The organism is Streptomyces pratensis (genome assembly GCF_037137275.1).
GTDB lineage: Bacteria > Actinomycetota > Actinomycetes > Streptomycetales > Streptomycetaceae > Streptomyces > Streptomyces pratensis_B.
The window spans coordinates 281,088-304,344 of the sequence record NZ_JBBBEN010000102.1 but is presented as its reverse complement, the minus strand read 5'-3'; the positions used below and the strand labels follow the sequence as shown (position 1 = coordinate 304,344).

Here is a 23,257-nt window from a genome sequence, read left to right as displayed (position 1 = left end):
CGTGGAAGCGCACCGCGTACTCGTCCTCAACTCCGGCTCCTCCTCGGTGAAGTACCAGCTCCTGGACATGCGCGACCGGTCCCGGCTCGCTTCGGGGCTGGTCGAGCGGATCGGCGAGGAGACCTCCCGCCTGGTCCACACCCCGCTGGCCGGCGGCGGCGCGGAGCCGCGCGAGCGCACGGGCCGGATCGCGGACCACGCGGCGGCCCTGGAGGCGGCGGCCGAGGAGCTGGCCGCGGACGGCCTCGGACTGGACTCGCCCGAACTCGCCGCGATCGGGCACCGGGTGGTGCACGGCGGGCTGCGGTTCACCGCACCGACCGTGATCACCGACGAGGTGCTGACGGAGATCGAGCGGCTGGTGCCGGTCGCCCCGCTGCACAACCCGGCGAACATCACGGGCATCCGGACGGCCCAGGCGCTGCGCCCCGAGCTGCCGCAGGTGGCGGTCTTCGACACGGCGTTCCACACGACGATGCCGGAGGCGGCCGCGCGGTACGCGATCGACGTGGAGACCGCCGACGCGCACCGCATCCGCCGCTACGGCTTCCACGGCACCTCGCACGCGTACGTGTCGCGGAAGACGGCCGAGCTGCTGGGCCGGGCCCCGGAGGAGGTGAACGTGATCGTGCTGCACCTGGGCAACGGCGCGTCCGCCTCGGCCGTGGCGGGCGGGCGCTGCGTGGAGACCTCCATGGGGCTGACCCCCTTGGAGGGGCTCGTGATGGGTACGCGTTCCGGAGACGTCGATCCGGCGGTGACCTTCCACCTCAAGCGGGTGGCCGGGATGTCGACGGACGACATCGACGTCCTGCTGAACAAGAAGAGCGGGCTGGTCGGCCTGTGCGGCGACAACGACATGCGGGAGATCCGCCGCCGGGTCGACGCGGGTGACGAGCGGGCCTCGCTGGCCTTCGACGTCTACGTCCACCGGCTGAAGAAGTACATCGGCGCCTACACGGCGGTGCTCGGCCGGGTGGACGCGGTGGTGTTCACGGCGGGGGTCGGTGAGAACGCGGCCCCGGTGCGGGAGGCTGCCATCGCGGGGCTGGAGGAGCTCGGCATGGCGGTCGACGCCGGCCTCAACGCCCGGCGGTCCGGTGAGCCGCGGCTGATCTCGCCGGACTACGCCCGGGTGGCGGTGGCCGTGGTGCCGACGGACGAGGAGCTGGAGATCGCCGACCAGACCTTCGCCCTGGTCGGGCGGTCCGGACCGGTCGGCGGACCGGGAGCCGGGCAGGCCGGGCCGGTCCCCGCACAGGGTGACAACTGAGCACCCCCACGCCCCTTTGTATCTTCCACCAGGCGGAATATTCCGTAGCGAAACAAACCGATAGGATTCGCCGTATGCGCCGTTCCAAAATCGTCTGCACACTCGGTCCCGCCGTCGACTCCCACGAGCAGCTCGTCGCTCTGATCGAGGCCGGCATGAGCGTGGCCCGGTTCAACTTCAGTCACGGCTCCCACGAGGAACACCAGGGCCGTTACGACCGCGTCCGCAAGGCGGCCGCCGAGACCGGCCGCGCGGTGGGCGTGCTCGCCGACCTCCAGGGCCCGAAGATCCGGCTGGCCAAGTTCGCCGAGGGCCCGGTCGAGCTGGTCCGCGGGGACGAGTTCACCATCACCTCCGAAGACGTCCCCGGCGACAAGTCGATCTGCGGCACGACCTACAAGGGGCTGCCCGGCGACGTCGCCAAGGGCGACCCGATCCTGATCAACGACGGCAACGTCGAGCTGAAGGTCGTCGAGGTCGAGGGTCCCCGGGTCAAGACGATCGTCATCGAGGGCGGTGTCATCTCCGACCACAAGGGCATCAACCTGCCCGGTGCGGCGGTGAACGTCCCGGCCCTGTCCGGGAAGGACGTCGAGGACCTCCGCTTCGCCCTGCGGATGGGCTGCGACCTGGTCGCCCTCTCCTTCGTCCGGGACGCGGAGGACGTCAAGGACGTGCACAAGGTGATGGACGAGGAGGGCCGCCGGGTCCCCGTCATCGCCAAGGTGGAGAAGCCGCAGGCGGTCGAGCACATGGAGGGCGTCGTCATGGCGTTCGACGGTGTGATGGTCGCCCGTGGCGACCTGGCCGTCGAATACCCGCTGGAGAAGGTCCCGATGGTGCAGAAGCGCCTGGTGGAGCTGTGCCGGCGCAACGCCAAGCCGGTGATCGTGGCGACCCAGATGATGGAGTCGATGATCACCAACTCGCGGCCGACGCGCGCAGAGGCGTCCGACGTCGCGAACGCGATCCTGGACGGCGCGGACGCGGTCATGCTGTCGGCGGAGTCGTCGGTGGGCGCGTACCCGATCGAGACGGTCAAGACCATGTCGAAGATCGTCGTCGCCGCGGAGGAGGAGCTGCTGTCCAAGGGCCTCCAGCCGCTGGTCCCCGGCAAGAAGCCCCGTACGCAGGGCGGTTCGGTGGCCCGTGCGGCCTGTGAGATCGCGGACTTCCTGAACGGCAAGGCCCTGGTCGCCTTCACCAAGTCCGGCGACACCGCCCGCCGCCTCTCCCGCTACCGCGTGGCGCAGCCGATTCTGGCGTTCACCACGGACGAGTCCACCCGCAACCAGCTCGCCCTGAGCTGGGGCGTCGAGGCGCACGTCGTCCCGCACGTCGACAACACCGACGCCATGGTCGAGCTGGTCGACGCGGAGCTGCTGAAGCTCAACCGCTACAACCACGGCGACACGATGGTCATCACCGCCGGTTCGCCCCCCGGCATCCCGGGCACCACCAACATGGTCCGGGTCCACCACCTGGGCGGTGAGCGGGGCTGACCCCTTTCTCCAGCACACGGCCGTGGGCCGCGCTCCCGGNCCCACGGCCGTGTGCGGCTCCCGGGCGGCTGTCAGCCGGCGCCGCCGTCGAGGTAGTTCTGCAGTCCGGGAATGGTGAGCGTGCCGCCGAACTGGCCGGCCTGGACCACCCTCACCTGGGTGAAGAAGGCGAAGGGGACGTTCAGCGGCGGCGGGGTCTCGGGGCTGAACGTGATCGGGATGAGACCGAAGAGGTTGCCCTTCAGCTCCTCCGTGTACATCGTCACCGTGCCGTTGCGGATCTTCGAGGTGGAGCCGGCCCGGCCCTTCACATGGCCCGTGGTTCCAGCCGGGCCGGTGGTGAGCTGGTGGAGGTCCTTGATGTCGATGGAGCTCGCGGTGAACTTCAGGACCTTCTTGACGCGGCCGTCCGCCTTCTTCACCTCGACGATGCCCCGGTAGTCCAGGCCGTTGAGGGTGAGCAGCGAGGACTCCAGAATCCACGGGTCGGCCGGGAGGAGCGGAAGGCCGGGCTCCAGGTCGGCCGCGGCGAGCGCGTCCGGGTCCGGCTCGGGGCAGGGGAACCGGGGCTTGGCGCCGTCCGGGATGTCCTCGTCCTTCCTGGGGTCGAGGCCCTTGACGTCCTCGTCGAGCTCCGTCACCTCTTGGCCCGCCTGCGCGGCGGCCTCGCGGATGGCGTCGGCGGTCTCCTCCGAGGCGTCCTCCGCCGGGTCGGAAGAGCCCTCCGCCGGGCCGGGGCCGTCCTTCGCCGGACCGTCCTCTTCGTTCGCCGTGTCCTCAGCCGCTGCCGTGGGCGCTTCGACCGGGCCGGGGGCGGCGGGGGTGGGGCTCGGGGACGGGCTCGCGCTCCCGGGGGACTCGTCCTCTGCCCTGTCCGGCCCGTCGAAGAGGTCCTTGAGGGCGTCGCCGAGTCCGAGCGGGTCGAGCGGGTTCCTCGACGCGGTGGGCGACGACGGCGCGGTGGGCTCCGCGGCGGCGGACCGCGCCGAGGCGTCGTCGGTCGCGTCGGCCCCCTTCGCAGGGGGCTCCGCCCCGGCCGGGCCGTCGGCGGCCGGCGATGCGCTCGCGGACGGCTCCGGGGCGGTGGCCCCGCCCGGGCCGGGCTTCTCGCCCGCTTCCGTGTCGACCTTGCCGGACTTCTCGTCCGCGGCCGCGTCGTCCTGCGCAGTCGCCGACGGCGACGGGGTGGCGTCGGGCGTCGGGGACGGGCTCGGCTCGTCGGAGCGGGTGACGCACGGCCCCGGGGCGAACGGGATGTCGGTGTGGTCGTCGGCCAGGGCGAGCCGGGGTGTCAGCCCCATGCCCACGAAGACCGCGGTCGGCATCGCGGCGAGCGCCAACGCCTTCTTGCCGCTGGGGAGGTTGAGCTTGGTCAGCAACGACTTCCTGGGAGCCGCGTGCCGGGGGCCCCTGCGCTCGCGGAGGTCGTCGCCGACGTACGCGTCCGTCCGCCGCCCGTCGTCACCCCGCACGCCGGCTCCCTCGTTCGTCCGCGGCCGCCGCGTCGAACGCGGCGCTGTGCTGCGGGGGGAGGGCCGCGCCGTGCAGCGCGTCGGGGTGCTCCCCGTACGACAGGTCCTTCTCCGGCGGCGCGGGCTGCGGGGCGGGGGCGCCGAGCGGGTCGTCGGCCGCCTCCGGCTCTCCGGGGACCCAGGAGATCGACAGGGCTCCGCCGACGAGGGCGAAGAGGAAGCCGATCACGAAGCCGCCGATGTTGGCGACGGGTATGGAGACCAGGGCGAGCAGGATGGCCGCGACGCCCGCGAAGACCCGGACGATGTGGTGGAACCACATCGTCAGCCCCAGGGTGACCAGCAGCACCCCGATGATCAGGGAGCCGGCGCCGGCCGTCGTGGACATGGCCAGCGTCATATTGCCGAGCTGGAGGTTGGCGTACGGGAAGTAGGCGATCGGCAGACCGCCGATGATGGTGAACAGACCCGCCCAGAACGGCCGGTTACCCCGCCAGGCGCCAAATTCCCGCCGGAAGACGGTGAGGTAGTGCTCGTTCTGCCCTGTGGACTCGGGGCTCATGGAAAACAGCTCCCTGGAACCGGTACTGCCGTCAGAAGGGGAGGGTGGGTGGCCGGACCACCCGCGCGGAGCGTGCCGGCCACCCGGGACGAGTGCTTAGAAGCACTCCTTGACGCCCGTGTGCAGCCTCAGCTTCAGGTCGCTGAGCTTGAAGGTGCCGGCGGTGGTCGCCCACGCCGTCTGCTCCACCTTGGTCAGGACGGCCCTGTCGGCCCGCTGCGCGAAGCCCTCCTCCGCCGCCTGGGTGCCGGGCTGGATGCCTATGCCGTTCGGTCGGTCCTCCTTCTTCAGGGAACCGGCCGCGACACCGATGTCGATGTTCTCGAAGTCGGCGTCGGCGTCGAGCTGCGCGACGTCCAGGTAGAGGTTGGTGGCCCTGACCGGCCTGTCCGGGTCGGTGCCGGCCCTCAGCTGAAGGCTGACGCTCTTGCCGATGAAGGGCACCTTGGGCGTGACCACCGACTGGCACATGTTGGTGATCGTGGCGCTGCTGAAGCCCGACACCGCGACGGCGTGCGCCGCCTTCTCGCCCTTGAGGTCCTTGCCGACCGCCACGCTGCCGTACTGGACGAAGTCCTCGCCCTCCAGCCTGTCGGTGCTGACCTTGAAGCTCTGGCCGGAGACGCTGAACGACGCCGCCAGCGCGCCCTGGGCGAGACCGACGCCCACCGCGGCCGTGGCGACGACGCTCGGCACCATGACCAGAGCGAACCGCTTCCATCTCGTCCCACCGCGAACCTGGGAACTCATACCTTGCTCCTTCTTCTCGGACGTACATCTCCGGCCGGGCGTCGTGCCCGTACTGGGATGGGAGAAGTGCTACGTCCTCGGGAAGGAGAGCGCCCGTGTCGGAGACGTGTTCCGCATCCGATCCACCGGCGTTCACCCCCGAGCGACAACCACGGGCCGCGCGTTCCGCACGGCCGGCCGGACAGGCCCCGCCTGTGAGCGGGAACCCCCCTGTCCACGGCCGGCGGCGGTGCCGCCGACCCACTCGGTGGGGACCCAACAGGCCCTCAGGCCCCGGCTGGAGGCCGGGCTGGAGGTGGTGGACCGAGCGTGGCCGATCGTGGTGCATTCACGGCCCCGGCACAAGAGGGTTCGTTACTGGCTAGTAATGCCTTGCCCGCACCGACGTGACGAGGCGGCGTCGCGCGGCGACGCAGGGTGGCATGAAAGGGACAGGAAAACGGCAGGAAACTTCACGGAAACGGGACAGAGCCACCGGCCTGACTTACTGCCAGTAACAGCCTCTGCCTTTGTCAAGTTTTGGTAAAGGCAGGGCTTCCCGTCGTGCGGGTTCGCGTGCGGACGGGAAAAACGGCCGCGCCGCCCGGAAGGCGACGCGGCCGTCTTGTCACATCGGAACAACGGCCTCCGCGCGGAGCGGGGCCCAGGGGGTGCCTCAGAACAGGACGCGGGCCAGCGCGGTCCGCGCGGCGGTGACCCTGGGGTCCTCGGGGCCGATCACCTCGAACAGCTCAAGCAGCCGCAGCCGGGCGGTGTTCCGGTCGTCGCCCGCGGTGCGGCGGACGACCTCGACCAGTCGGCCGAAGGCGTCCTCGACATGGCCGCCGACCAGGTCCAGATCGGCGGCGGCGAGCTGCGCGGGCACGTCGTCCGGGCGCTCCGCGGCGTCCTTGCGGACCTGCTGGGGGTCCATCGTGTGGACGCGGGCCAGCAGCTCGGCCTGGGCCAGCCCGAGGGTGGCCTCCGGGTTGACCGGGTCGTCGGAGAGGACGTTCTTGTACGCCTGAACCGCACCGCCGAAGTCGTTGGCGTCGAGCGCGGAGGCGGCCGCCTCCAGCAGGGCGTCGTACGGGCCGGGCGGAGCCTCGGCCGGGGCGGCGTCCGCCTGGGCGGCGGGGTCGACGACGATGCCGGTCAGCCCGAAGCGCTCCTCGCCGACCTGGATCAGCTGGTCCAGGGTCTCCCGGATCTGGGACTCGGGGGCCGCGCCCTGGAAGAGCGGCAGCGCCTGCCCCGCGACGACGGCGAAGACGGCCGGGATGCCCTGAATTCCGAACTGCTGCATCAGCATCTGGTTGGCGTCGACGTCGACCTTGGCCAGCAGGAAGCGGCCGTTGTACTCGACGGCCAGGCGCTCCAGCAGAGGGCCCAGCTGCTTGCACGGCTCGCACCACTCGGCCCAGAAGTCGATGACGACGGGGACCTCGGCGGAACGCTGCAGGACATCGCGTTCGAAGCCGGCTTCGTCGACGTCGATCACCAGGGCGGCGGGCGACACGGCGCCGGCGCCTCCCGTGCGGGCGGCCTCTGCGCGGGCCTGCTCCGCCTTGGTCTTGGCCTCGCCGGCCGCCTTGACAGCGGCGAGGTCGACGACGCCGCTCATGGACATGTTCCTAGGCTGCATGCGTACATCCTCCCCCCTGAGCACGCCGTTCCGAAAAGCAACCGGAGAACCGGTCCGATCCGCGGCCCCCGCCGGTGTGCGGGGCGGGCGGATCGGGACGGCCCCGGGCTCCCTGAAGGGCCCCTGGGGGCCCGAAGAGAGCGGGTGGACCCACCGAATCCCCATCCGGCCGGTCCGTGCGGCACCGGGTCCCCACCCGGCGCCTGTGGCTGTCACACGTTCGTGGCGTTCGGCGCGGCCTGACGGCCCTTCCTTACGCTACGACCCGTAGCGTAACTGCCGCCGACCCCCTCGGCACAGGTGGCCTCGGTGATCTGTCTCACGGGGACCGAGGCGGAACGGTTCTTTCTACCGGCCGGTATGGTCGCCGCATCATGAGCCCCAGCGACCCCGCGACCACCCGAACGGGGCGCCCGCGCAGCACCGCGGCCGACGCCGCGATCCTGGAGGCCACGCGGGCGCTGCTGGTCGAGCTCGGCTGGTCGAAGCTGACCGTGGGCGACGTGGCGACGCGCGCCGGTGTCGCCAAGACGACTCTCTACCGGCGCTGGGCGGGGAAGAACGAGCTGGTCGTCGACGCCGTCGCGGTGCTCTTCGACGAGCTGGAGATGACCGACCGGGGCAGCCTGGCGGCCGATGTGCAGGGGGTGGTGCTCCAGTTCGCCGCTCTGCTGGAGCGGCCGGAGACCAGGACCGCGCTGATGGCGGTGGTCGCCGAGTCCACCCGGGACGACTCCCTCCGCCGCCGGATTCGCTCGGCCATCGTGGAGCGGCAGAAGCGGCTGGTCGTCCTCGGCCGGGAACGCGCCCAGGCCCGCGGCGAGCTGCGGTACGAGGACGACCCCTCTGCGGCGGCCCACCACGCGGACCTGATCTTCGACGTGATCGCCGGCGCCGTGGTCCACCGCACGCTGGTGAGCGCGGAACCGGTGGACGCCGCCTGGGCGAGCAGCTTCACCGCCCTGCTGATGCTCGGACTGGCCGGCGCGCAGGACCGTTGACGGCCGGGGCCGCATTCGGTTACCCGCGCGCCTCCGGGGAATTCCTCCGCACGGCGAAAAACCGCGTTCTTCACTAGGCCTCCAGAAAATGAACACCCGTCAGCAGCCTTTCTATCGCGTGTTCTGACGCCCTGGGCATACGCCCGGAAGGCCCGGGCAGGCGAAGCGAAGCCATGGAGAACGGAAGCACCGTCATACGGCGGTCTTCCCCGGCGACAGGCGGAGGGAATGAACTCCACGGAGCATGAGCACGAAAAGAAGGAAGAAGGAGAACGCATCGGCGTCGCCGCCGCCATGCGCAACGCGTCCGCGCAGCTCTCCGAGTTGCTCCGGTGCGAGCCCGGCTCCGTCTCGGCCCTGAAGGCCACCGACGACGGCTGGTCGGCGGATGTGGAAGTGGTCGAACTGGAGCGGGTCCCGGACACCATGAGCGTGATGGCCTCCTATCGGGTGCAACTCGACCCCGGAGGGCAGCTCATGGCCTACGAGCGGCTGCACCGATACGCCCGGGGACAGATCGACCGGCGCTGACATTCCGTCGCCAGACGCAAGGACCACCGAAAGGAGTTCCTCATGACACTCGTCCAGCAGAGCAATGCGACGTCCTCCGGGGGCGGCTCGGGAAATCTCTACGACGTTCTCGAACTCATTCTGGACCGAGGCCTGGTCATCGACGCGTTCGTCCGCGTCTCCCTCGTCGGCATCGAGATACTCAAAATCGATGTCCGGGTGGTGGTGGCCAGTGTCGACACCTACCTGCGGTTCGCCGAGGCGTGCAACCGGCTCGACCTGGAGTCCGGCCGCAAGGCTCCGAGCCAGCTCACCGACCTGGTGGGCGACATGACGGAGAACGGCGCCAAGGGCAAGTCCAAAGGGGCGCTGAGCGGAGCCGTCGAGGCGTTCAGTGAGTCGCTCCAGGGCAAGCGCGAGGAGTCCGAGGAGGAGCCGCGCAAGCGTCCCGCGCGGAAGTCCACGTCCAGCCGCCAGACCCAGCGACGTGAGGAGTAAGCGGTGTCCACCTACGTCTACGCCATCACCCGGGCCGATCACCCCCTGCCCGTGGACGGCCTGCGCGGAGTGGGCGATCCGCCCTCGGCCCTGCGCGTCCTGCGCACCGGCGGCGTGGCCGCCGTGGTCGGCGACGCGCCGCCCGGGCTCCGCGCCAAACGCCGCGACGTCATGGCCCACCAGGGGGTGCTCGAAACCCTCATGGCCGACGGCTCGACCCTCCCCATGCGCTTCGGCCTGGTGGCCCCGGGCGACGACGACGTCACCGCGGCCCTGGACCGGGAGGCGGAGGTGTACGGGGAGCGGCTGGCGGAGCTGGACGGGCACGTGGAGTTCAACCTCAAGGCCGGTCGCGACGAGGACGACCTGCTGCGGGAGGTCATGGCGGACTCCGATGAGGTGCGCCGGCTCAACGAGCGCACCCGCACGCAGTCGGGCGGCCACGACGAGCGCATCGCGCTGGGAGAGCTCGTGGCCCGCGAGGTGACGGCCCGCCACGAACGGGAGGCCGAGGAGGTGGCGGCCCGGCTCGCCCCCGCCGCCACCCGCGCGTCCCACGCGGAGCCGGGCCCGCAGCAGTTCCTGAACCTCTCCTTCCTCGTGCCCAGGGAGGGCGCCGACGCCTTCGTGGCCGCCGTCCGGCAGGAGGCCGAGCAGCGGGGCGACGCGTACGCGTTCACCCTGACCGGCCCCCTGCCTCCGTACAGCTTCGTCTGAACCCCGGGATCGTCCGTCGTACGGGAATGGGAGGCAGTCCGCGGCCATGGGTCTCATCAGCAGCATCCTCACCCTGCCGCTGGCCCCCGTGCGCGGGACGGCCTGGGTCCTCGACCAGGTCATCACGGCCGCGGAGCAGGAGTACTACGACCCCGAGCCGGTGCGGGCCCAGCTCGCCCTCCTGGAGCAGGACCTGAACAACGGGGTCATCGACGACGAGGAGTTCGACCGGCGCGAGGACGAGCTGCTCGACCGGCTCGACGCGATCGAGGAGTACCGGCGGAGCACGGGCAACGCGTCCTGACCGCCCACCGTCACCACATGTCACAGGGGGAGATCCGAGGTGCATCACCGATGACGCAGAACGTCAAGATAGGCACGGCCCTGGTAGGGGGTTACCTGCTAGGGCGCACGAAGAAGGCCAAACTCGCCATCGGGTTCGGCACGTTCCTCCTGGGCAGGAGGTTCGACCTCGACCCGCGGCGGATCGGCAGGATGCTGGCCGACTCACCGGTCATGGGCTCGCTCAACGACCAGGTGCGCAAGGAACTGGTGGACGCCACCAGGACGGCGGCCACCAAGGCCGTCACCCAGCGGGCCGGCGGTCTGGCCGACTCCCTGCGCCGGCGTACCGAGGCCCTCGACGGGGGCGCCGCCGACGGGGAACCGGAGGAGGACGCCGAGGAGAAGGACGCGCGGTCCGAGGACGCCGCGGAGGACGGGAACGACGCGGACGAGGCGCGGGAGAGCGGGAAGCGCAAACGCGCGCCCCGCAGGTCCGCCGGGTCCACGTCCGAGCCGTCCTCGAAGAGGCGGTCGGAGAGCTCCCGCACGTCCGCCCCGCCTGCCCGCAAGCGCGCCTCCGGCGCCCGCAAGGCCCGGGGAGGCGACGATGGCTGACTCCGCTCTCGGCGGCCTCAAGGACGATCTGGCCGGGAGCCCGGCCACCGACCGTCTCAAGGAAGAGCTGCAGAACTACGTGCGCGCCCGCGCCGAGCACACGGTCACCCGCCTGGGACACCGGCTCGGAGAGGGAGTCGCCAAGCTGGCGGAGCCGGGCGGCGGGACCGGCGCCCTCAAGAGCCTCGCCAAGGGCGGTCAGGCCCTCGGGAAGGGCGTGACGCCGGGCAAGGCGGCCCTGGGCGCGGGCGCGTCCCACCTCAAGGACACCGTCAAGGACAAGGTCAAGGGTGTGTTCGGCAAGGGAGGCAAGGCGGGCGGCGGCACGTCCAAGAGCGTCACGATCGTCGAGGACATCGACGTGGGCGTGCCCGTTCGCGAGGCGTACGACCAGTGGTCCCAGTTCCAGGAGTTCAGCTCCTTCGCCAAGGGCGTGGTGAGCGTGGAGAAGGCGGACGACACCTCCAGCAACTGGAAGGTGAAGGTCGCCAAGTCCACCCGCAGCTGGAAGGCGAACGTCACCGAACAGGTTCCCGACGAGCGCATCACCTGGACCACCGAAGGCGCCAAGGGCACCGTCAAGGGCGTGGTCACCTTCCACGCGATCACCGAGGACCTCACCCGGGTGCTGCTGGTCCTGGAGTACTTCCCCAAGGGGTTGTTCGAGAAGACGGGGAACCTGTGGCGCGCCCAGGGCCGCCGCGCCCGGCTCGACCTGAAGCTCTACCGCAAGTTCATCATGATGCGCGGTGAGGCGACCGACAGCTGGCGCGGTGAGATCCGCGACGGCGAGGTCGTGGTCAGCCACGAGGACGCCGTGGAGGACGAAGAGGCCCGGGAGACCGACGAGCAGGGCCCCCCGCCCGAGCACGACGGGGACGGCGAGGAGGAAGCGTACGACGAGGAGGAAGAGGCGTACGCGGACGAGCCCCCGGAGGACGAGTACGACGACGAGGAGCCCGCGGACGACGAGCCCGCGGACGATGAAGCGGACGACGACGAGGGGGAGGACGACCTCGCCGCCGAGGACGAGGGCGCCGACGAGGTCGAAGACGAGGCGGAAGAGGAGCCGCGGCCGGCCCGCCGTTCCCGGGACCGTGCCGCCGGGGACGACGCCGACCGGTGACCGCGGCCCCGAGCGGGCCCGCACCGGCATCACACCGAGAGGGATGAGACACCGTGTCCGATTCACTGGCCGGCCGGATGCCGGGCCCGCCCAGGGGCGCGGCCCCGCCCTCCGGGCAGCAGGGCTCGTCCGCCAACCTCGCCGACATCCTGGAGAGGGTGCTCGACAAGGGCATCGTCATCGCGGGCGACATCCAGATCAACCTGCTCGACATCGAGCTGCTCACCATCAAGCTCCGCCTCCTGGTCGCCTCCGTCGACAAGGCCAAGGAGATGGGCATCGACTGGTGGGAGCACGACCCCTCGCTCTCCTCGCGGGCCCGCACCGAACCCCGGGCCGCCGCACCGCCCGCCGGGCGTGACGTCCTGGCGGAGGAGAACGAGCAGTTGCGCGCCGAACTGGCCCGCCTGCGGGCGACGGCCGGCCTTTCCGGCGGCGCCGCGCACACCGGGGACGACACGGCCCCGGCGGACCGGGAGGAGCCACGGTGAGCACGCCCACGCACCGGTCGCCCGTCGGCGGGGCCCCCGCCGACGAGGAGATGACCTACGTCTACGCCGTGGGCAGCGACGGCCCGGCCCTGGACCGGTCCGCCGCGCGCCTGTCGGGCGTGGGAGGCCGGCCCCTGCGCCTGGTGAGCGCCGACGGGCTGTGCGCGCTCGTGTCCTCCGTGCCGGCGGAGGCGTTCAGCGAGCGCGGGCTCACCGCCCAGATGGAGGACCTGGTCCAGCTGGAAGCCATCGCCCGCGCCCATCACTCCGTGGTGGACGCCGCGTTCGCAGAGGCGACGGTCCTCCCCATGCGGCTGGCCACCGTCTACCTCGACGACGCGCGGGCGGCGGACATGCTGGCGCGGCGGCACGACGCCTTCGAGGACCTGCTGAACCGGTTGGAGGGCCACGTCGAACTGGGGCTGAAGGTCTACGCCGACCCCCGCGCGGCCACCGCGCAGGCGCCGGCCGAGCAGCCCGACGCGGCGGCCGGGACGGACTCGTGCGCCGGGGCGGGCCGGGCCTATCTGCGGCAGCGCCGCGCCCAGCAGCACGGGGGCCGGGCCGCCTACCGGGCCGCGTCCGACACCGCCGCCCTCGCCGCGGAGCTGGCGAGCCGGGTGGCCGTGTCGAGGGCCGTGCACCGGCCGCAGCAGGGGCAGCTCGCTTCGCACCCGGGCGTCAACGTGGCCAACGAGGCCTATCTCGTCTCGCGGGCCCACGTCGGCGTGCTGCGCGAGCAGCTCCCCGTCCTGGCCGAGGGCTCCCCCGGGGTGACGGTCGAGGTGACCGGCCCATGGGCCCCGTACTCGTTCGCCACCGAGGCGGCCCTGGGGCCGGAGGGGGGCGAGGAGCCGTGAGCACCGACGTCGTGGGGGGCGTTCTCGGCGACGAGACCGCCGGGGGCCCGCCCATCGCCCTGATCGACCTGCTGGACCGCCTGCTGAACGGCGGCGCCGTCCTCACCGGGGACCTGGTCCTGTCCATCGCCGACGTGGATCTCGTGCACATCAACCTCCGGGCGGTCATCCGGTCGGTCACCGGCGAGGAGCCGGCGCCGTGGTGAGCCCGGGGCCCCACCGGACAGCGCCCGTACACCGAGGCGAGGAGGGACGCACGATGACCGAGGGCGATCAGCCCCGGGCCGGCGGCAACGCGCCCGGCCCGGCGATGGAGGAGGTGGCGCGCGCCGCGGCCCACGCCTTCGGCCTCGGCCCCGCCCGGAGCGAGGACCGCCCCGCTTCCACCGCCGCCCAGCGGCTGCACACCGATCCGGACACCGTGGAGCGCGATCTCATCAAACTGGTGCTCACCATCGTCGAGCTGCTCCGGCAGCTGATGGAGCGGACCGCGCTCCACCGTGTCGACGAGGGCGATCTGAGTGAGGACCAGGAGGAGCGCATCGGTATGACGCTGATGATCCTCCACGAACGCATGACGGAGCTGTGCGACCGCTACGACCTGACGATGGACGACCTGAATCTCGACCTGGGGCCGCTCGGCTCCCTGCTCCCGCAGAACGGCTCCTGAGCGGGCGCCCCGGTTTCATCCGACCGCACCAGGCAAGGAGGACGCCATGACCGCTGAGAAGAAGGACACCAGGAACGACGCCTCGGGCAAGGGCGGGGCCGACGCCGCCCGGGGGACCGCCGCATCGGCCCGTAAGGGCGGCACCGCCGTCGGCGAGCAGGTCGAGGCGAAGGCCGCCGAAGCGCGGTCGGCGGCCCAGGAAGCGAAGGGGGCGGCGTCGGAGGGCGCCCGTACCGCCGGTGAGACCACCCGGCGCGTCGGGCGGGCCGCCGCCGCGAGCCTCCAGAGCGGGCAGGAGGCGGTGACCGCCAACGCCGCCAAGGCGGCGACGGCCGCCACCACGGCCTGGACCGTCGTCAAGGAGCGGAAGGCGGTCGCCGCAGGAGCGGCGGCGGGAGTGGCCGGGGTCGCCGGCGCGGCCTTCGCCATCGGCCGTTCGACGGCCAGGCCGCCGATGGGCCCGCTGACCCGGCTGGCGCGCGGCAGGATCTGAGGGTCGAAGCGACCCGGCACACGCGTGCGGGGCCCGGCGCCTGCCGGGCCCCGCACGCGTGTGCTCAGAAGCCGGGCGGCTCGGTGTAGGTGCCCCACTCGTCGCGCAGCACCCCGCAGATCTCGCCGAGCGTGGCCTCGGCCCGTACCGCGTCCAGCATCGGCGCGATCATGTTCGAACCGTCGCGGGCGGCGGACAGCATCGCGTCCAGGGCGGCGGTCACCCGGGCGTCGTCGCGGCGGGCCTTGCGGTCGGCGAGCTGGCTCACCTGGTCGCGCTCGACCTCGTGGCTGACCCGGAGGATCTCCAGGTCACCGGTGACCGAGCCGTGGTGGACGTTGACGCCGACGACCCGCTTGTCGCCCTTCTCCAGGGCCTGCTGGTAGCGGAAGGCGGACTCGGCGATCTCGCCGGTGAACCAGCCGTCCTCGATGCCGCGCAGGATGCCGGAGGTCATCGGGCCGATGGGGTGGCGCCCGTCCGGGTGGGCGCGGGTGCCGCGCTCCTTGATCTGGTCGAAGATCTTCTCGGCCTCTGCCTCGATCCGGTCGGTGAGCTGCTCGACGTACCAGGAGCCGCCCAGCGGGTCGGCCACGTTGGCGACGCCAGTCTCCTCCATGAGCACCTGCTGGGTGCGCAGCGCGATCTCCGCGGCCTGCTCGGAGGGGAGCGCGAGGGTCTCGTCGAGGGCGTTGGTGTGCAGCGAGTTGGTGCCGCCGAGAACGGCGGAGAGAGCTTCGACAGCCGTGCGCACGACGTTGTTGTAGGGCTGCTGGGCGGTGAGCGAGACCCCGGCGGTCTGGGTGTGGAAGCGCAGCCACTGGGCCTTGTCGGTCTGCGCGCCGTACGTCTCCTTCATCCAGCGGGCCCAGATGCGGCGGGCGGCGCGGAACTTGGCGATCTCCTCGAAGAAGTCGAGGTGCGCGTCGAAGAAGAAGGAGAGCCCGGAGGCGAAGGCGTCGACGTCCAGGCCGCGCGAGAGGCCCAGCTCGACGTAGCCGAAGCCGTCGGCCAGCGTGTACGCCAGTTCCTGCGCGGCCGTCGCCCCGGCTTCGCGGATGTGGTAGCCGGAGACGGAGAGCGGCTTGTAGGCGGGGATGTCGCGGGCGCAGTGCTCCATCAGGTCGCCGATGAGGCGCAGGTGGGGCTCGGGCTGGAAGAGCCACTCCTTCTGCGCGATGTACTCCTTGAAGATGTCGGTCTGGAGGGTGCCGTTGAGCACGCCCGGGTCGACGCCCTGGCGCTCGGCGGCGACCAGGTACATGCAGAAGACCGGCACGGCCGGGCCGCTGATCGTCATGGAGGTGGTGACGTCGCCGAGCGGGATGCCGCCGAACAGGATCTCCATGTCGGCGGCGGAGTCGATGGCGACCCCGCAGTGGCCGACCTCGCCGAGCGAGCGCGGGTCGTCGGAGTCGCGGCCCATGAGCGTCGGCATGTCGAAGGCGACGCTCAGCCCGCCGCCGCCCGCGGCCAGGATCATCTTGTAGCGCTCGTTGGTCTGCTCGGCGTTGCCGAAGCCGGCGAACTGGCGGATGGTCCAGGTGCGGCCCCGGTAGCCGGTCGGGTGCAGGCCGCGGGTGAAGGGGTACTCCCCCGGCCAGCCGATCCGCTCGAATCCCTCGTACGTGTCACCGGGGCGTGGCCCGTACGCGGGCTCCACCGGGTCCCCGGAGAGCGTGGTGAAGTCCGCGTCGCGCTTGCGGGCCTTGTCGTAACGGGCCTGCCAGCGGAGGCGGCCTTCCTCGATCGCGTCAGCGTCCATACCTCAAATTTACTAGGACGTCCTAGTAAATGTCGATGGCAAACCGCCCGGCGCTTTTCCGCCGGGCGGTGGGGCGGGCTCAGGCCTGCGCGGCGGCCGGCGCGGGGTCCGTGACCATGGCACGGGCCTCCCGGCTGACCTTCGGCTCGACGAAGAACGAGGCGAAGGGGATGCAGCCCGCCGCCAGCACCCACAGGAGCTTGCCGAACGGCCACTTCGCCTTGGAGCCGAGATCGAAGGCGAAGACGACGTAGACGATGAACAGCACGCCGTGGATCTGGGAGATCACCATGGTGTCGCCGGCGTCGAAGCCGTACTTCGCGATGATCGCCGCGGTGAACACGAGCAGCCACACGGCCGTGACGTAGGCCATCACCCGGTAGCGGGTGAGCACGTTCTGTTTCATGGCTACGAGCGTAGCGGGACGCAACGGGCGATCTTCGCGCGGGCCCGGCCTCCCCGGGGAGCCGGTGTCACCCCTCGTCGAAGTCCTGGGCCGACACCCGCAGCGGCCGCAGCAGGGCGAAGATCTCGTCGCACTCCTCCGCGTCGTACACCCCGAGTCCGAAGTCGATCGCCATCAGGTCCCGGGTGGCCGCCTCGACCACCTCGCGCCCCTTGTCGGTGATGGCGGCCAGCGTCCCGCGGCCGTCGTTCGGGTTGGGCCGCTTGCCGACCAGACCCGATCTGACCAGCCGGTCCACGGTGTTGGTGACCGAGGTGGGGTGCACCATCAACCGCTCACCGATCTTGGACATCGGCAGCTCACCGGCCTTGGAGAAGGTGAGCAGCACCAGCGCCTCGTAGCGGGCGAAGGTCAGGCCGTACGGCTTGACGACGGCGTCCACCTCTGCGAGCAGGATCTGCTGGGCCCGCATGATCGAGGTGATCGCGCCCATCGAGGGCACGGGACCCCAGCGCTGCCGCCAGAGCTCTTCGGCACGGGCGATGGGATCGAAGGGAAGGCTGAGCGGCTTCGGCACGGCATCGACCTTACCGACTGGTCACATGCCGTTCAGCTCCGTCTCGTCCTTCGGTATCGGACATCCGTCCTGGGGCTGTCCTGCGGACCTCGGCGACGAGCAGGAGCGTGCAGGCGGTGCCGATGGCCCCGGAGGCCGCGACCACGTGGTGGACGGGGAAGAACTCTGCCGCGAGCCCCGCCAGCGCCATGCCGACGCCCTGGACGGTCATCAGCCCGGCGGTGAGCAGCGTCATGGCCCGGCCGCGCAGCTCCGGCGGGACCGCGTCGACGAACCACTGGTCCAGCCCGATGACGTACGCCGCGCCCGCCCCCGCCAGGGCGAGCGCGGCGAGGACGATCGGCAGGCCGGGCCGCACGAGGTACACGAGGAGGGGCAGCAGGCCGACGGCGGCGACGGGCAGAACGATCCGGGAGCGGGTACGGGGACACAGGACGGAGCCCACGAAGAGCTCGGCCCCGATGTGGCCGGCGGCCATCGCGCAGAGCAGCAGCCCCAGGGCGGCGGGCGAGGCCCCGATCGCGTCGGCGTAGGGGGCGGCGAGGGCCTCGGGGGCCACCACGAACATGGCGGGCAGCCAGAACAGCAGCAGCAGCGCCCGGACACGGCGGTCGCCCAGCACCAGGCGCGCCCCGGACAGCGACTCCCCGAGCAGGGTGCCGCCGCCGGCGCCGGCGCGGGCGGGCCGGTCACGCGTGCCGAGGCGGAGCAGCGCGGCCGAGCAGAGGAACGTCACCACGGTGACGCCGATCGCCCCGCGCGGCGACAGCACGGTGAGCAGCACGCCGCCCGCGCCGAACCCGACGAGCAGGGCGCTCTGCGAGACGATCCGCAGCAGCGAACGGCCCAGCACGTAGAGGTCGCCCTCGCCGAGGATGTCGGTCAGCGCGGCCATCCGCGTCCCGGTGAACACCGGCGCCACCGCGGCGACCAGACAGCGCAGGGCGAGGAGTCCGGCGACGGGAGTGGCGGGCAGCAGCATCACCGCGACGCAGGCCGCGCAGACCAGGTCGCAGACGACCAGGACCCGGCGGGCCGGGTAGCGGTCGGCGACCCCCGCGAACAGGGTGCCGCCGATGACGTGGGGGAGCATCCCCAGCGCGAATGTCAGCGCGCTGAGCAGCGGCGATCCGGTGAGGTCGTAGACGAGCACGGTGAGGGCGAGCTCGCTGACGACGACCCCGAGGAGGGAGAGCAGGTGCGCTGCGAAGACGGCGCGGAACTCGGTGACGGCGAACACCGCCCCGTAGCCGCGCGGGGCGGCGCTTCCGGACGGCGGCGGCGACTGTCCCGGCGCCGGAACCGCAGGCGGTACGGGGGCCGAGGGCGCGTGCGGCGTGTCTGCGGGCCCCCGGAGCGCGGGCCCGGAGCCCGGGTCATGGCGGGCGTCGCGCTCCGGGGGCGGGGCCGGGACCTGCGCCGCGGAGGCGGGCGGGGTGCGGGGTGCGCCCGCCGGGGCAGGGCTGTCGTTCGGCATGGGAGGAGCCTGCCGCCCGCTCACGGCGGGGCGTAGTCTTTCGGCTGAGGACGAATGTTCACCCGCCGTGCGAGACGGCCGACGCGCCCGGGCCCCCGGGCGAGCGCCGAGCCGCGACGGGCCCGGGGCCGTCCCCGGTCGGCGACAGGAGGGGAGAGGTCCGCAATGCCCTTCCAGCTGCACTTCGGCGAGAGCGACCTGATGCGCTGCCGGTTCGCGCTGTCCCCGCTCTTCGAGACCCAGGAGGCCGTGCGCACCCTGGCCCGCCCCTACCGCCACGGCTACCACCTGCCCTGGCTGCGGCTGGTCCGCGAGAAGGCGGCGGCCCTGGACCTGGAACCGCTGTGGCTGCTGATGCCGGACGGCGGCCACAACCCTGACTTCATCTGCCCACCGCCGCTCGGCCCCCTCGCCACGTTCGAGGAGGAGATCGAGGGTGTCCGGGCGGTCGACCCGCGGGTCGCGCGCGCGGACATGGCCTCGGCCCTCGCGGCCCGCCCCGGAGCGAGCGGGTCCGCGACGGGCCGGCGCCTGCTGGACGACCCCGCGCGGGCCGTGCGGGAGCTGGCCGATCTGCTGGAGCGGGCCTGGCGGAGCCTGGTCGCGCCGTACTGGCCGCGGCTGCGGGCGCTGCTGGAGGCGGACATCGCCCACCACTCCCGGCGGCTGGCGGACAGCGGTCTGGAGCGGCTGTTGAGCGAGGTGAGCCCGCGGCTGAGCTGGAACGGCTCGACGCTCACCCTGGCCGGGACGCGGGGCGACCACCAGCGGGTGCTGGGCGGGCAGGGGCTGGTGCTCATGCCGAGCGCCTTCGTCTGGCCCGAGGTGGTGGGCGGCCACGAGGAGCCGTGGCAGCCCGCCCTCGTCTACCCGGCGCGGGGCATCGGCGGACTGTGGTCCCAGCCGGGCGGCCGGCCTCCCGACGCGCTGGGCCGGCTGCTGGGCCGGGTCCGGGCCACCGTGCTGTGCGCCCTGGACGAGCCGGCCGGGACCAGCGCCCTGGCGCACCGGCTCGCCCTGGCCCCGTCCTCCGTGTCGGCCCATCTGTCCGTGCTGCGCGGGGCGGGGCTCCTGACGTCGCGGCGTCGCGGGCACCAGGTGCTGTACGAGCGCACGCCGCTGGGGATCGCCCTGACCGCCGCCGACTGACAGCCACAGGGACACCCGGGCGGACGCCGGGGCCCGGCGCCGGCACGAGTCCGCCGCAGCCGTGCGGTCGCCCGACGGGACCAGGACGCGGGGGTGGGCCGCGTTTCGCCGGGCGCCCACCGGTCCCGCCCAGGGCCCGCGCAGGCCATCCGTGTCATGCCACGGGCCATTCGTGTCACAGACGGTGTCATGTCACCACTCTCCGTGACTGTCGTGACACGCTTGCTCACCACACGTTCCCTGCGCCAGCACGCAGGCACTCGGCCGCGCGCCGCCGTCGGCGCGCAGGCCCGCTCCCGAAAGCCGTTCGCTTCATCGCCCGTCTAGTCCGTGAGCCACCGCCGTCCGAGGGGTCTGGATGTCCGGCCGCAGAATCGTCCCCCGTGCCTTCCCGCGCACGTGTCCGCCCGCCCTTCCGTGCGCCCTCCCCCGCGCCCTGACCGCGGTGACCGCTCTCGCCCTGGCAGTCGCCCTCACGGCCGGCTGCTCCGCACCGGGCGGCGGGCGGAGCACCGGGGAAGCGGCCGAACCCGCCCGGGGAGAGCCGGCCCCGAGCGCCGCGTCGCCGTACTGGGTCGACCCGGACAGCGACGCGGCCCGCCAGGTGCGCGCCTGGGAGAAGGAGGGGCGCGCGGCGGACGCGAAGGTCCTGCGGCGGATCTCGGAGCGGCCGGTGGCCGACTGGCCCGCGTGGGACGCCCCGGGCCCGGAGATCCGGGCCGCCGCGAAGGCCGCCGCCCGGACGAAGAAGGCCATCCTGCTCGTCGCGTACAACATCCCGCACCGCGACTGCGGTCTCTACTCCGCGGGCGGAGCCGTCGACGCCGACGCCTACCGGTCCTGGATCGCGGAGTTCGCGAACGCCATCGGCAGCGCCCCGGCGACCGTGATCCTGGAACCGGACGCCCTGCCCCACATCGCGGACGGGTGCACCCCGCCCGAGCACCACGCCGAGCGCTACCGGCTGCTCTCCGAGGCGGTGGACACGCTCAAGGCGAAGCCGAACACCACGGTCTATCTGGACGCGGGCAACCCGGAGTGGATCGACGTACCGGCCAAGATCGCCCAGCCGCTGCTGCGGGCGGGGATCGAGAGGGCCGACGGGTTCTCGCTGAACGTCTCCAACTTCCAGTCCAACGAGAGCGTGCGGGCCTACGCGGACCGGCTCTCCGACGCCGTCGGCGGCGCGCACTACGTGATCGACACCAGCCGCAACGGCGAAGGCCCCCTCTCCGGAGGCCGGGAGGAGGCCTGGTGCAACCCGCCGGGCCGGGGGCTCGGCACCCCGCCGACCACCGACACCGGCGACGAACGGCTGGACGCCTATCTCTGGATCAAGCGGCCGGGCGACTCCGACGGCACCTGCCGGGGCGGCCCGCCGGCCGGCGACTGGTGGCCGGAGTACGCCCTCGGCCTCGCCCGGCGCGCCGCCCTCTGACGCCCGGCCCGTGCACCGTCCGCCGGGCCGCGTTCGCGCTCAGGCGACCTTGACCCACTTCGCCTCCGACGGGACGCCGTCGGTGTCGGTGACGAAGAGCATGTACCAGCCGGGCGGCACCAGGGTGGCGTCGTCCGGCACCGTCACGCTCACCTCACCGTCGCCCTTCTTCAGGCCCAGCTCGATCGAGCGCTGCTCCACGTCGGTGGTGTGGGTGACGGCGCTCGGCCGCATCAGCCGGGCCGTCGCGACGCGGTCCGCGTCCTGCACCGCGTAGCGGAGCGTCGCGCCCCGCTCCGCGGTCCCGGGGCCCTCGCCGATCTCCGGGCGCCGGTCCTTGCCCCGGTGCAGGGCGGGCGGGGTGTAGATCTCCATGCGCTGCTCGAACTTCCCGAGTTTGGTGTTGTCCTTGTCGCCGTAGAGCGAGTCGGAACCGAAGGTCGCCACCCGGCCGTCGGGCAGCAGCAGAGCCTCGGAGTGGTAGTTGCGGCCGACGGTCGGCTCTGCCGCCTCTGTGAAGGCGTTGGTCCTCGGGTCGTAGAACTGCGCCTTGAGGATGTTGCTGGCCCCGCGGCCCCGGTAGTCCTTGGAGCCGCCGGTGGTGAACACCGTGTCGTCCGGCATGATCACGCTGTTCAGGTAGCGCGTGCCCTGCGGCAGGTCGGGGCCCTCGGTGAAGACCGGGCTGTCCTTCTTGAGGTCCACGATCGCGGTGCGGGCGGTCGACTTCTCGGACTCCCCGACCCCGCCGCCGCCGAGGACCATCACCTTCTGGTCCTGCACGGGCGGCAGCAGCAGCGATGCCGCCGTCTCCAGCGTGTCGGTGTCGGTCAGGCCGGGGACCTTGGTGAAGGTGTTCTTCTCGATGTCCCAGATCCCGGGGTCGCGCCCCTTGTCCGCCGGGCCGTAACCGGCGTTGGCCCCCGGGTAGAAGAGCTTTCCGCCCTTGGTCAGGAACAGCGCGGGATAGGTCGGGAAGTACTGGAAGGGGCCTTCGGACCACTTCTTGGTCTGCGGGTCGTAGATCTCGTTGTCGCCCGGGAGGATCTCCCCGACGTCGTCGAGCCCGGACACCGAAAGCACCCTGCCGTCCTCCAGGCCGACCAGGGTGGGGTACCAGCGGGCCTCCTTCATCGGGTCGACCTTGATGTACTTCTCCGCCGTCGGGTCGAACTCGTAGGCGGCGCGAATCCCCTGGAAGTCCTGCTTGTCCATGGTGATCTTCTCGGCGAGGCCGTAGGAGTTGTCGGCGTCCTTGCCCTTCAGTCCCACGATCTCGTACTGGGCGGCCTCGGTGGTCGCCGCCTCCGGGCCGTCCTCCACCGCCTCGACGAAGACCCGCTGCTCGGCGGCGGTCACCTTGGTCTTCCACGGCTTCATCTGGCCGCTCTCGAAGTACGAGACCTCGAACTCGCGTTTGGCCTTGGGGACGGTGACGTCGAACTGGGAGACGTACTCGGTGCCGGAGGGCGAACGGAAGACCGTGCCCTTCTTCAGCTTCAGCGGCTTGTCCGGGTTCTCGTTCTTGACCCGCATGCCGCCGCCGGCCCGGTCCACCTTGTCGTCGAGCACCTCGTAGCGGGCGGTGCCGCCCGCCACCAGCAGCCGTCCGTCGGGCAGTTGCGCGTGCCCGCCGCAGAAGAAGTCCTCGGGCGTGGGGATCTTCTGGAAGGTGTTCTCGGCGGGGTCCCACAGCACGGTGTCGAACGTGCCCTCGTCGAAGTGCGCCTGGTCGTTGCCCGACCCGGCGACGATCAGCACCTTCCCGGTGTGCAGGAGCGCCGCGTGGATCGCGTTCGTGCGGTAGTCCTCGGGGATGTCGACCAGGTCCCACGAGCCGTACTTCGCCTTGTAGGCCGGCTGGTCGATCTTGTAGGCGTGGTACCTGTCCTCGGCGAAGGAGAGCGCCGCGGGAGCGTTCAGCCCGGCGAGCAACGCCACCGCGCCGCTGCCCAGGAGTGTCTTCTTCAACCTCTTCGAGGGTCGGTAGGCCATG

General features: G+C 72.0%; 25 protein-coding genes. 16 read left to right on the top strand and 9 right to left on the bottom strand.

Features of this window, described 5'->3' with window-relative positions; genetic code table 11:
* The first annotated feature begins 1 nt into the window (after position 1).
* On the top strand, positions 2–1,273 hold the full coding sequence (locus V9U70_RS28495) for an acetate kinase (protein ID WP_336680132.1): 1,272 nt from the start codon (positions 2–4) through the stop codon (positions 1,271–1,273).
* Positions 1,274–1,347: 74 nt separating this feature from the next.
* The gene (gene pyk / locus V9U70_RS28490) at positions 1,348–2,775 is read left to right on the top strand and encodes a pyruvate kinase (protein WP_336679897.1); all 1,428 of its coding nucleotides are present in this window, start codon (positions 1,348–1,350) and stop codon (positions 2,773–2,775) included.
* A 71-nt stretch (positions 2,776–2,846) separates the two neighbouring features.
* Here pyk and V9U70_RS28485 read toward each other — a convergent pair whose 3' ends face one another.
* From V9U70_RS28485 to V9U70_RS28470, 4 genes are all read right to left on the bottom strand, one after another.
* Positions 2,847–4,247, bottom strand: coding sequence for a hypothetical protein (locus tag V9U70_RS28485; protein WP_336679896.1), 1,401 nt, complete (start codon positions 4,245–4,247; stop codon positions 2,847–2,849).
* Positions 4,237–4,809: a DUF6114 domain-containing protein gene (locus tag V9U70_RS28480; protein WP_336679894.1), complete on the bottom strand. Its 573-nt coding sequence runs from the start codon at positions 4,807–4,809 to the stop codon at positions 4,237–4,239. The genes V9U70_RS28485 and V9U70_RS28480 overlap by 11 nt, the downstream gene beginning before the upstream one ends.
* A gap of 96 nt (positions 4,810–4,905) precedes the next feature.
* Complete coding sequence (locus V9U70_RS28475; RefSeq protein WP_336679892.1) at positions 4,906–5,559, bottom strand: DUF6230 family protein; 654 nt, start codon at positions 5,557–5,559, stop codon at positions 4,906–4,908.
* Between the two features lie 655 nt (positions 5,560–6,214).
* A complete protein-coding gene (locus V9U70_RS28470) occupies positions 6,215–7,183 on the bottom strand; it encodes a tetratricopeptide repeat protein (RefSeq protein WP_336679890.1) in 969 nt (322 codons plus the stop codon).
* Between the two features lie 374 nt (positions 7,184–7,557).
* Between V9U70_RS28470 and V9U70_RS28465 the strand changes: the two genes are divergently transcribed.
* From V9U70_RS28465 to V9U70_RS28410, 12 genes are all read left to right on the top strand, one after another.
* Entirely contained in the window at positions 7,558–8,184 is a 627-nt protein-coding gene (locus V9U70_RS28465) for a TetR/AcrR family transcriptional regulator (protein ID WP_336679889.1), read from the top strand.
* A 228-nt stretch (positions 8,185–8,412) separates the two neighbouring features.
* Positions 8,413–8,715, top strand: a complete 303-nt coding sequence (locus V9U70_RS28460; protein ID WP_336679887.1) for a gas vesicle protein GvpO — start codon at positions 8,413–8,415, stop codon at positions 8,713–8,715.
* Positions 8,716–8,757: 42 nt separating this feature from the next.
* Positions 8,758–9,192, top strand: coding sequence for a gas vesicle structural protein GvpA (locus V9U70_RS28455; RefSeq protein ID WP_336679885.1), 435 nt, complete (start codon positions 8,758–8,760; stop codon positions 9,190–9,192).
* Positions 9,193–9,195: 3 nt separating this feature from the next.
* A complete protein-coding gene (locus tag V9U70_RS28450; protein ID WP_336679882.1) occupies positions 9,196–9,909 on the top strand; it encodes a GvpL/GvpF family gas vesicle protein in 714 nt (237 codons plus the stop codon).
* Positions 9,910–9,955: 46 nt separating this feature from the next.
* The gene (locus V9U70_RS28445; protein ID WP_336679880.1) at positions 9,956–10,213 is read left to right on the top strand and encodes a gas vesicle protein GvpG; all 258 of its coding nucleotides are present in this window, start codon (positions 9,956–9,958) and stop codon (positions 10,211–10,213) included.
* 50 nt (positions 10,214–10,263) lie between these two features.
* Complete coding sequence (locus V9U70_RS28440) at positions 10,264–10,809, top strand: hypothetical protein (RefSeq protein ID WP_336679878.1); 546 nt, start codon at positions 10,264–10,266, stop codon at positions 10,807–10,809.
* A complete protein-coding gene (locus V9U70_RS28435; protein ID WP_336679876.1) occupies positions 10,802–11,935 on the top strand; it encodes an SRPBCC family protein in 1,134 nt (377 codons plus the stop codon). The genes V9U70_RS28440 and V9U70_RS28435 overlap by 8 nt, the downstream gene beginning before the upstream one ends.
* Before the next feature lie 53 nt (positions 11,936–11,988).
* Positions 11,989–12,426 carry a gas vesicle protein gene (locus V9U70_RS28430; protein ID WP_419724043.1) on the top strand — a complete coding sequence of 146 codons (438 nt, stop codon included), beginning with the start codon at positions 11,989–11,991 and terminating at the stop codon, positions 12,424–12,426.
* Positions 12,423–13,286, top strand: coding sequence for a GvpL/GvpF family gas vesicle protein (locus V9U70_RS28425; RefSeq protein ID WP_336679875.1), 864 nt, complete (start codon positions 12,423–12,425; stop codon positions 13,284–13,286). The genes V9U70_RS28430 and V9U70_RS28425 overlap by 4 nt, the downstream gene beginning before the upstream one ends.
* Positions 13,283–13,492 (top strand): gas vesicle protein, encoded by a 210-nt coding sequence (locus V9U70_RS28420; protein ID WP_336679874.1) that lies wholly within the window; start codon positions 13,283–13,285, stop codon positions 13,490–13,492. The genes V9U70_RS28425 and V9U70_RS28420 overlap by 4 nt, the downstream gene beginning before the upstream one ends.
* A 53-nt stretch (positions 13,493–13,545) precedes the next feature.
* The gene (locus tag V9U70_RS28415) at positions 13,546–13,956 is read left to right on the top strand and encodes a gas vesicle protein K (RefSeq protein WP_336679872.1); all 411 of its coding nucleotides are present in this window, start codon (positions 13,546–13,548) and stop codon (positions 13,954–13,956) included.
* Between the two features lie 46 nt (positions 13,957–14,002).
* Positions 14,003–14,449 (top strand): hypothetical protein, encoded by a 447-nt coding sequence (locus tag V9U70_RS28410; RefSeq protein WP_336679870.1) that lies wholly within the window; start codon positions 14,003–14,005, stop codon positions 14,447–14,449.
* Between the two features lie 64 nt (positions 14,450–14,513).
* Here the strand turns inward: V9U70_RS28410 and V9U70_RS28405 are convergent, their stop codons facing one another.
* The 4 genes from V9U70_RS28405 to V9U70_RS28390 form a co-directional block, all read right to left on the bottom strand.
* Positions 14,514–16,214, bottom strand: coding sequence for a coenzyme B12-dependent isobutyryl-CoA mutase large subunit (locus tag V9U70_RS28405; RefSeq protein ID WP_336679869.1), 1,701 nt, complete (start codon positions 16,212–16,214; stop codon positions 14,514–14,516).
* A gap of 79 nt (positions 16,215–16,293) precedes the next feature.
* Entirely contained in the window at positions 16,294–16,620 is a 327-nt protein-coding gene (locus V9U70_RS28400; RefSeq protein WP_336679868.1) for a DUF3817 domain-containing protein, read from the bottom strand.
* 67 nt (positions 16,621–16,687) lie between these two features.
* Positions 16,688–17,197: a MarR family winged helix-turn-helix transcriptional regulator gene (locus V9U70_RS28395; RefSeq protein WP_336679866.1), complete on the bottom strand. Its 510-nt coding sequence runs from the start codon at positions 17,195–17,197 to the stop codon at positions 16,688–16,690.
* Positions 17,198–17,207: 10 nt separating this feature from the next.
* Positions 17,208–18,674 (bottom strand): MFS transporter, encoded by a 1,467-nt coding sequence (locus tag V9U70_RS28390; RefSeq protein WP_336679864.1) that lies wholly within the window; start codon positions 18,672–18,674, stop codon positions 17,208–17,210.
* 165 nt (positions 18,675–18,839) lie between these two features.
* Here V9U70_RS28390 and V9U70_RS28385 point away from each other — a divergent pair, with 165 nt between their 5' ends.
* Together V9U70_RS28385 and V9U70_RS28380 are read left to right on the top strand one after the other, a co-directional pair.
* A complete protein-coding gene (locus V9U70_RS28385; protein ID WP_336679862.1) occupies positions 18,840–19,823 on the top strand; it encodes an ArsR/SmtB family transcription factor in 984 nt (327 codons plus the stop codon).
* 358 nt (positions 19,824–20,181) lie between these two features.
* The gene (locus V9U70_RS28380; RefSeq protein ID WP_336679859.1) at positions 20,182–21,261 is read left to right on the top strand and encodes a glycoside hydrolase family 6 protein; all 1,080 of its coding nucleotides are present in this window, start codon (positions 20,182–20,184) and stop codon (positions 21,259–21,261) included.
* A 39-nt stretch (positions 21,262–21,300) separates the two neighbouring features.
* Here the strand turns inward: V9U70_RS28380 and glxA are convergent, their stop codons facing one another.
* Positions 21,301–23,256, bottom strand: coding sequence for a radical copper oxidase GlxA (glxA, locus tag V9U70_RS28375; RefSeq protein ID WP_336679857.1), 1,956 nt, complete (start codon positions 23,254–23,256; stop codon positions 21,301–21,303).
* Between the last annotated feature and the right edge of the window lies 1 nt (position 23,257).

Bases quoted from the DNA above. Each gene is read 5' to 3' on its own strand.
- V9U70_RS28475 (WP_336679892.1), bottom strand. From the start codon at position 5,559: ATGAGTTCCCAGGTTCGCGGTGGGACGAGATGGAAGCGGTTCGCTCTG.
- V9U70_RS28470 (WP_336679890.1), bottom strand. From the start codon at position 7,183: ATGCAGCCTAGGAACATGTCCATGAGCGGCGTCGTCGACCTCGCCGCT.
- V9U70_RS28405 (WP_336679869.1), bottom strand. From the start codon at position 16,214: ATGGACGCTGACGCGATCGAGGAAGGCCGCCTCCGCTGGCAGGCCCGT.
- V9U70_RS28460 (WP_336679887.1), top strand. From the start codon at position 8,413: ATGAACTCCACGGAGCATGAGCACGAAAAGAAGGAAGAAGGAGAACGC.
- pyk (WP_336679897.1), top strand. From the start codon at position 1,348: ATGCGCCGTTCCAAAATCGTCTGCACACTCGGTCCCGCCGTCGACTCC.
- V9U70_RS28440 (WP_336679878.1), top strand. From the start codon at position 10,264: ATGACGCAGAACGTCAAGATAGGCACGGCCCTGGTAGGGGGTTACCTG.
- V9U70_RS28380 (WP_336679859.1), top strand. From the start codon at position 20,182: ATGTCCGGCCGCAGAATCGTCCCCCGTGCCTTCCCGCGCACGTGTCCG.
- V9U70_RS28415 (WP_336679872.1), top strand. From the start codon at position 13,546: ATGACCGAGGGCGATCAGCCCCGGGCCGGCGGCAACGCGCCCGGCCCG.
- V9U70_RS28410 (WP_336679870.1), top strand. From the start codon at position 14,003: ATGACCGCTGAGAAGAAGGACACCAGGAACGACGCCTCGGGCAAGGGC.
- V9U70_RS28465 (WP_336679889.1), top strand. From the start codon at position 7,558: ATGAGCCCCAGCGACCCCGCGACCACCCGAACGGGGCGCCCGCGCAGC.
- V9U70_RS28445 (WP_336679880.1), top strand. From the start codon at position 9,956: ATGGGTCTCATCAGCAGCATCCTCACCCTGCCGCTGGCCCCCGTGCGC.
- V9U70_RS28455 (WP_336679885.1), top strand. From the start codon at position 8,758: ATGACACTCGTCCAGCAGAGCAATGCGACGTCCTCCGGGGGCGGCTCG.
- V9U70_RS28390 (WP_336679864.1), bottom strand. From the start codon at position 18,674: ATGCCGAACGACAGCCCTGCCCCGGCGGGCGCACCCCGCACCCCGCCC.
- V9U70_RS28435 (WP_336679876.1), top strand. From the start codon at position 10,802: ATGGCTGACTCCGCTCTCGGCGGCCTCAAGGACGATCTGGCCGGGAGC.
- V9U70_RS28400 (WP_336679868.1), bottom strand. From the start codon at position 16,620: ATGAAACAGAACGTGCTCACCCGCTACCGGGTGATGGCCTACGTCACG.
- V9U70_RS28480 (WP_336679894.1), bottom strand. From the start codon at position 4,809: ATGAGCCCCGAGTCCACAGGGCAGAACGAGCACTACCTCACCGTCTTC.
- V9U70_RS28385 (WP_336679862.1), top strand. From the start codon at position 18,840: ATGCCCTTCCAGCTGCACTTCGGCGAGAGCGACCTGATGCGCTGCCGG.
- glxA (WP_336679857.1), bottom strand. From the start codon at position 23,256: ATGGCCTACCGACCCTCGAAGAGGTTGAAGAAGACACTCCTGGGCAGC.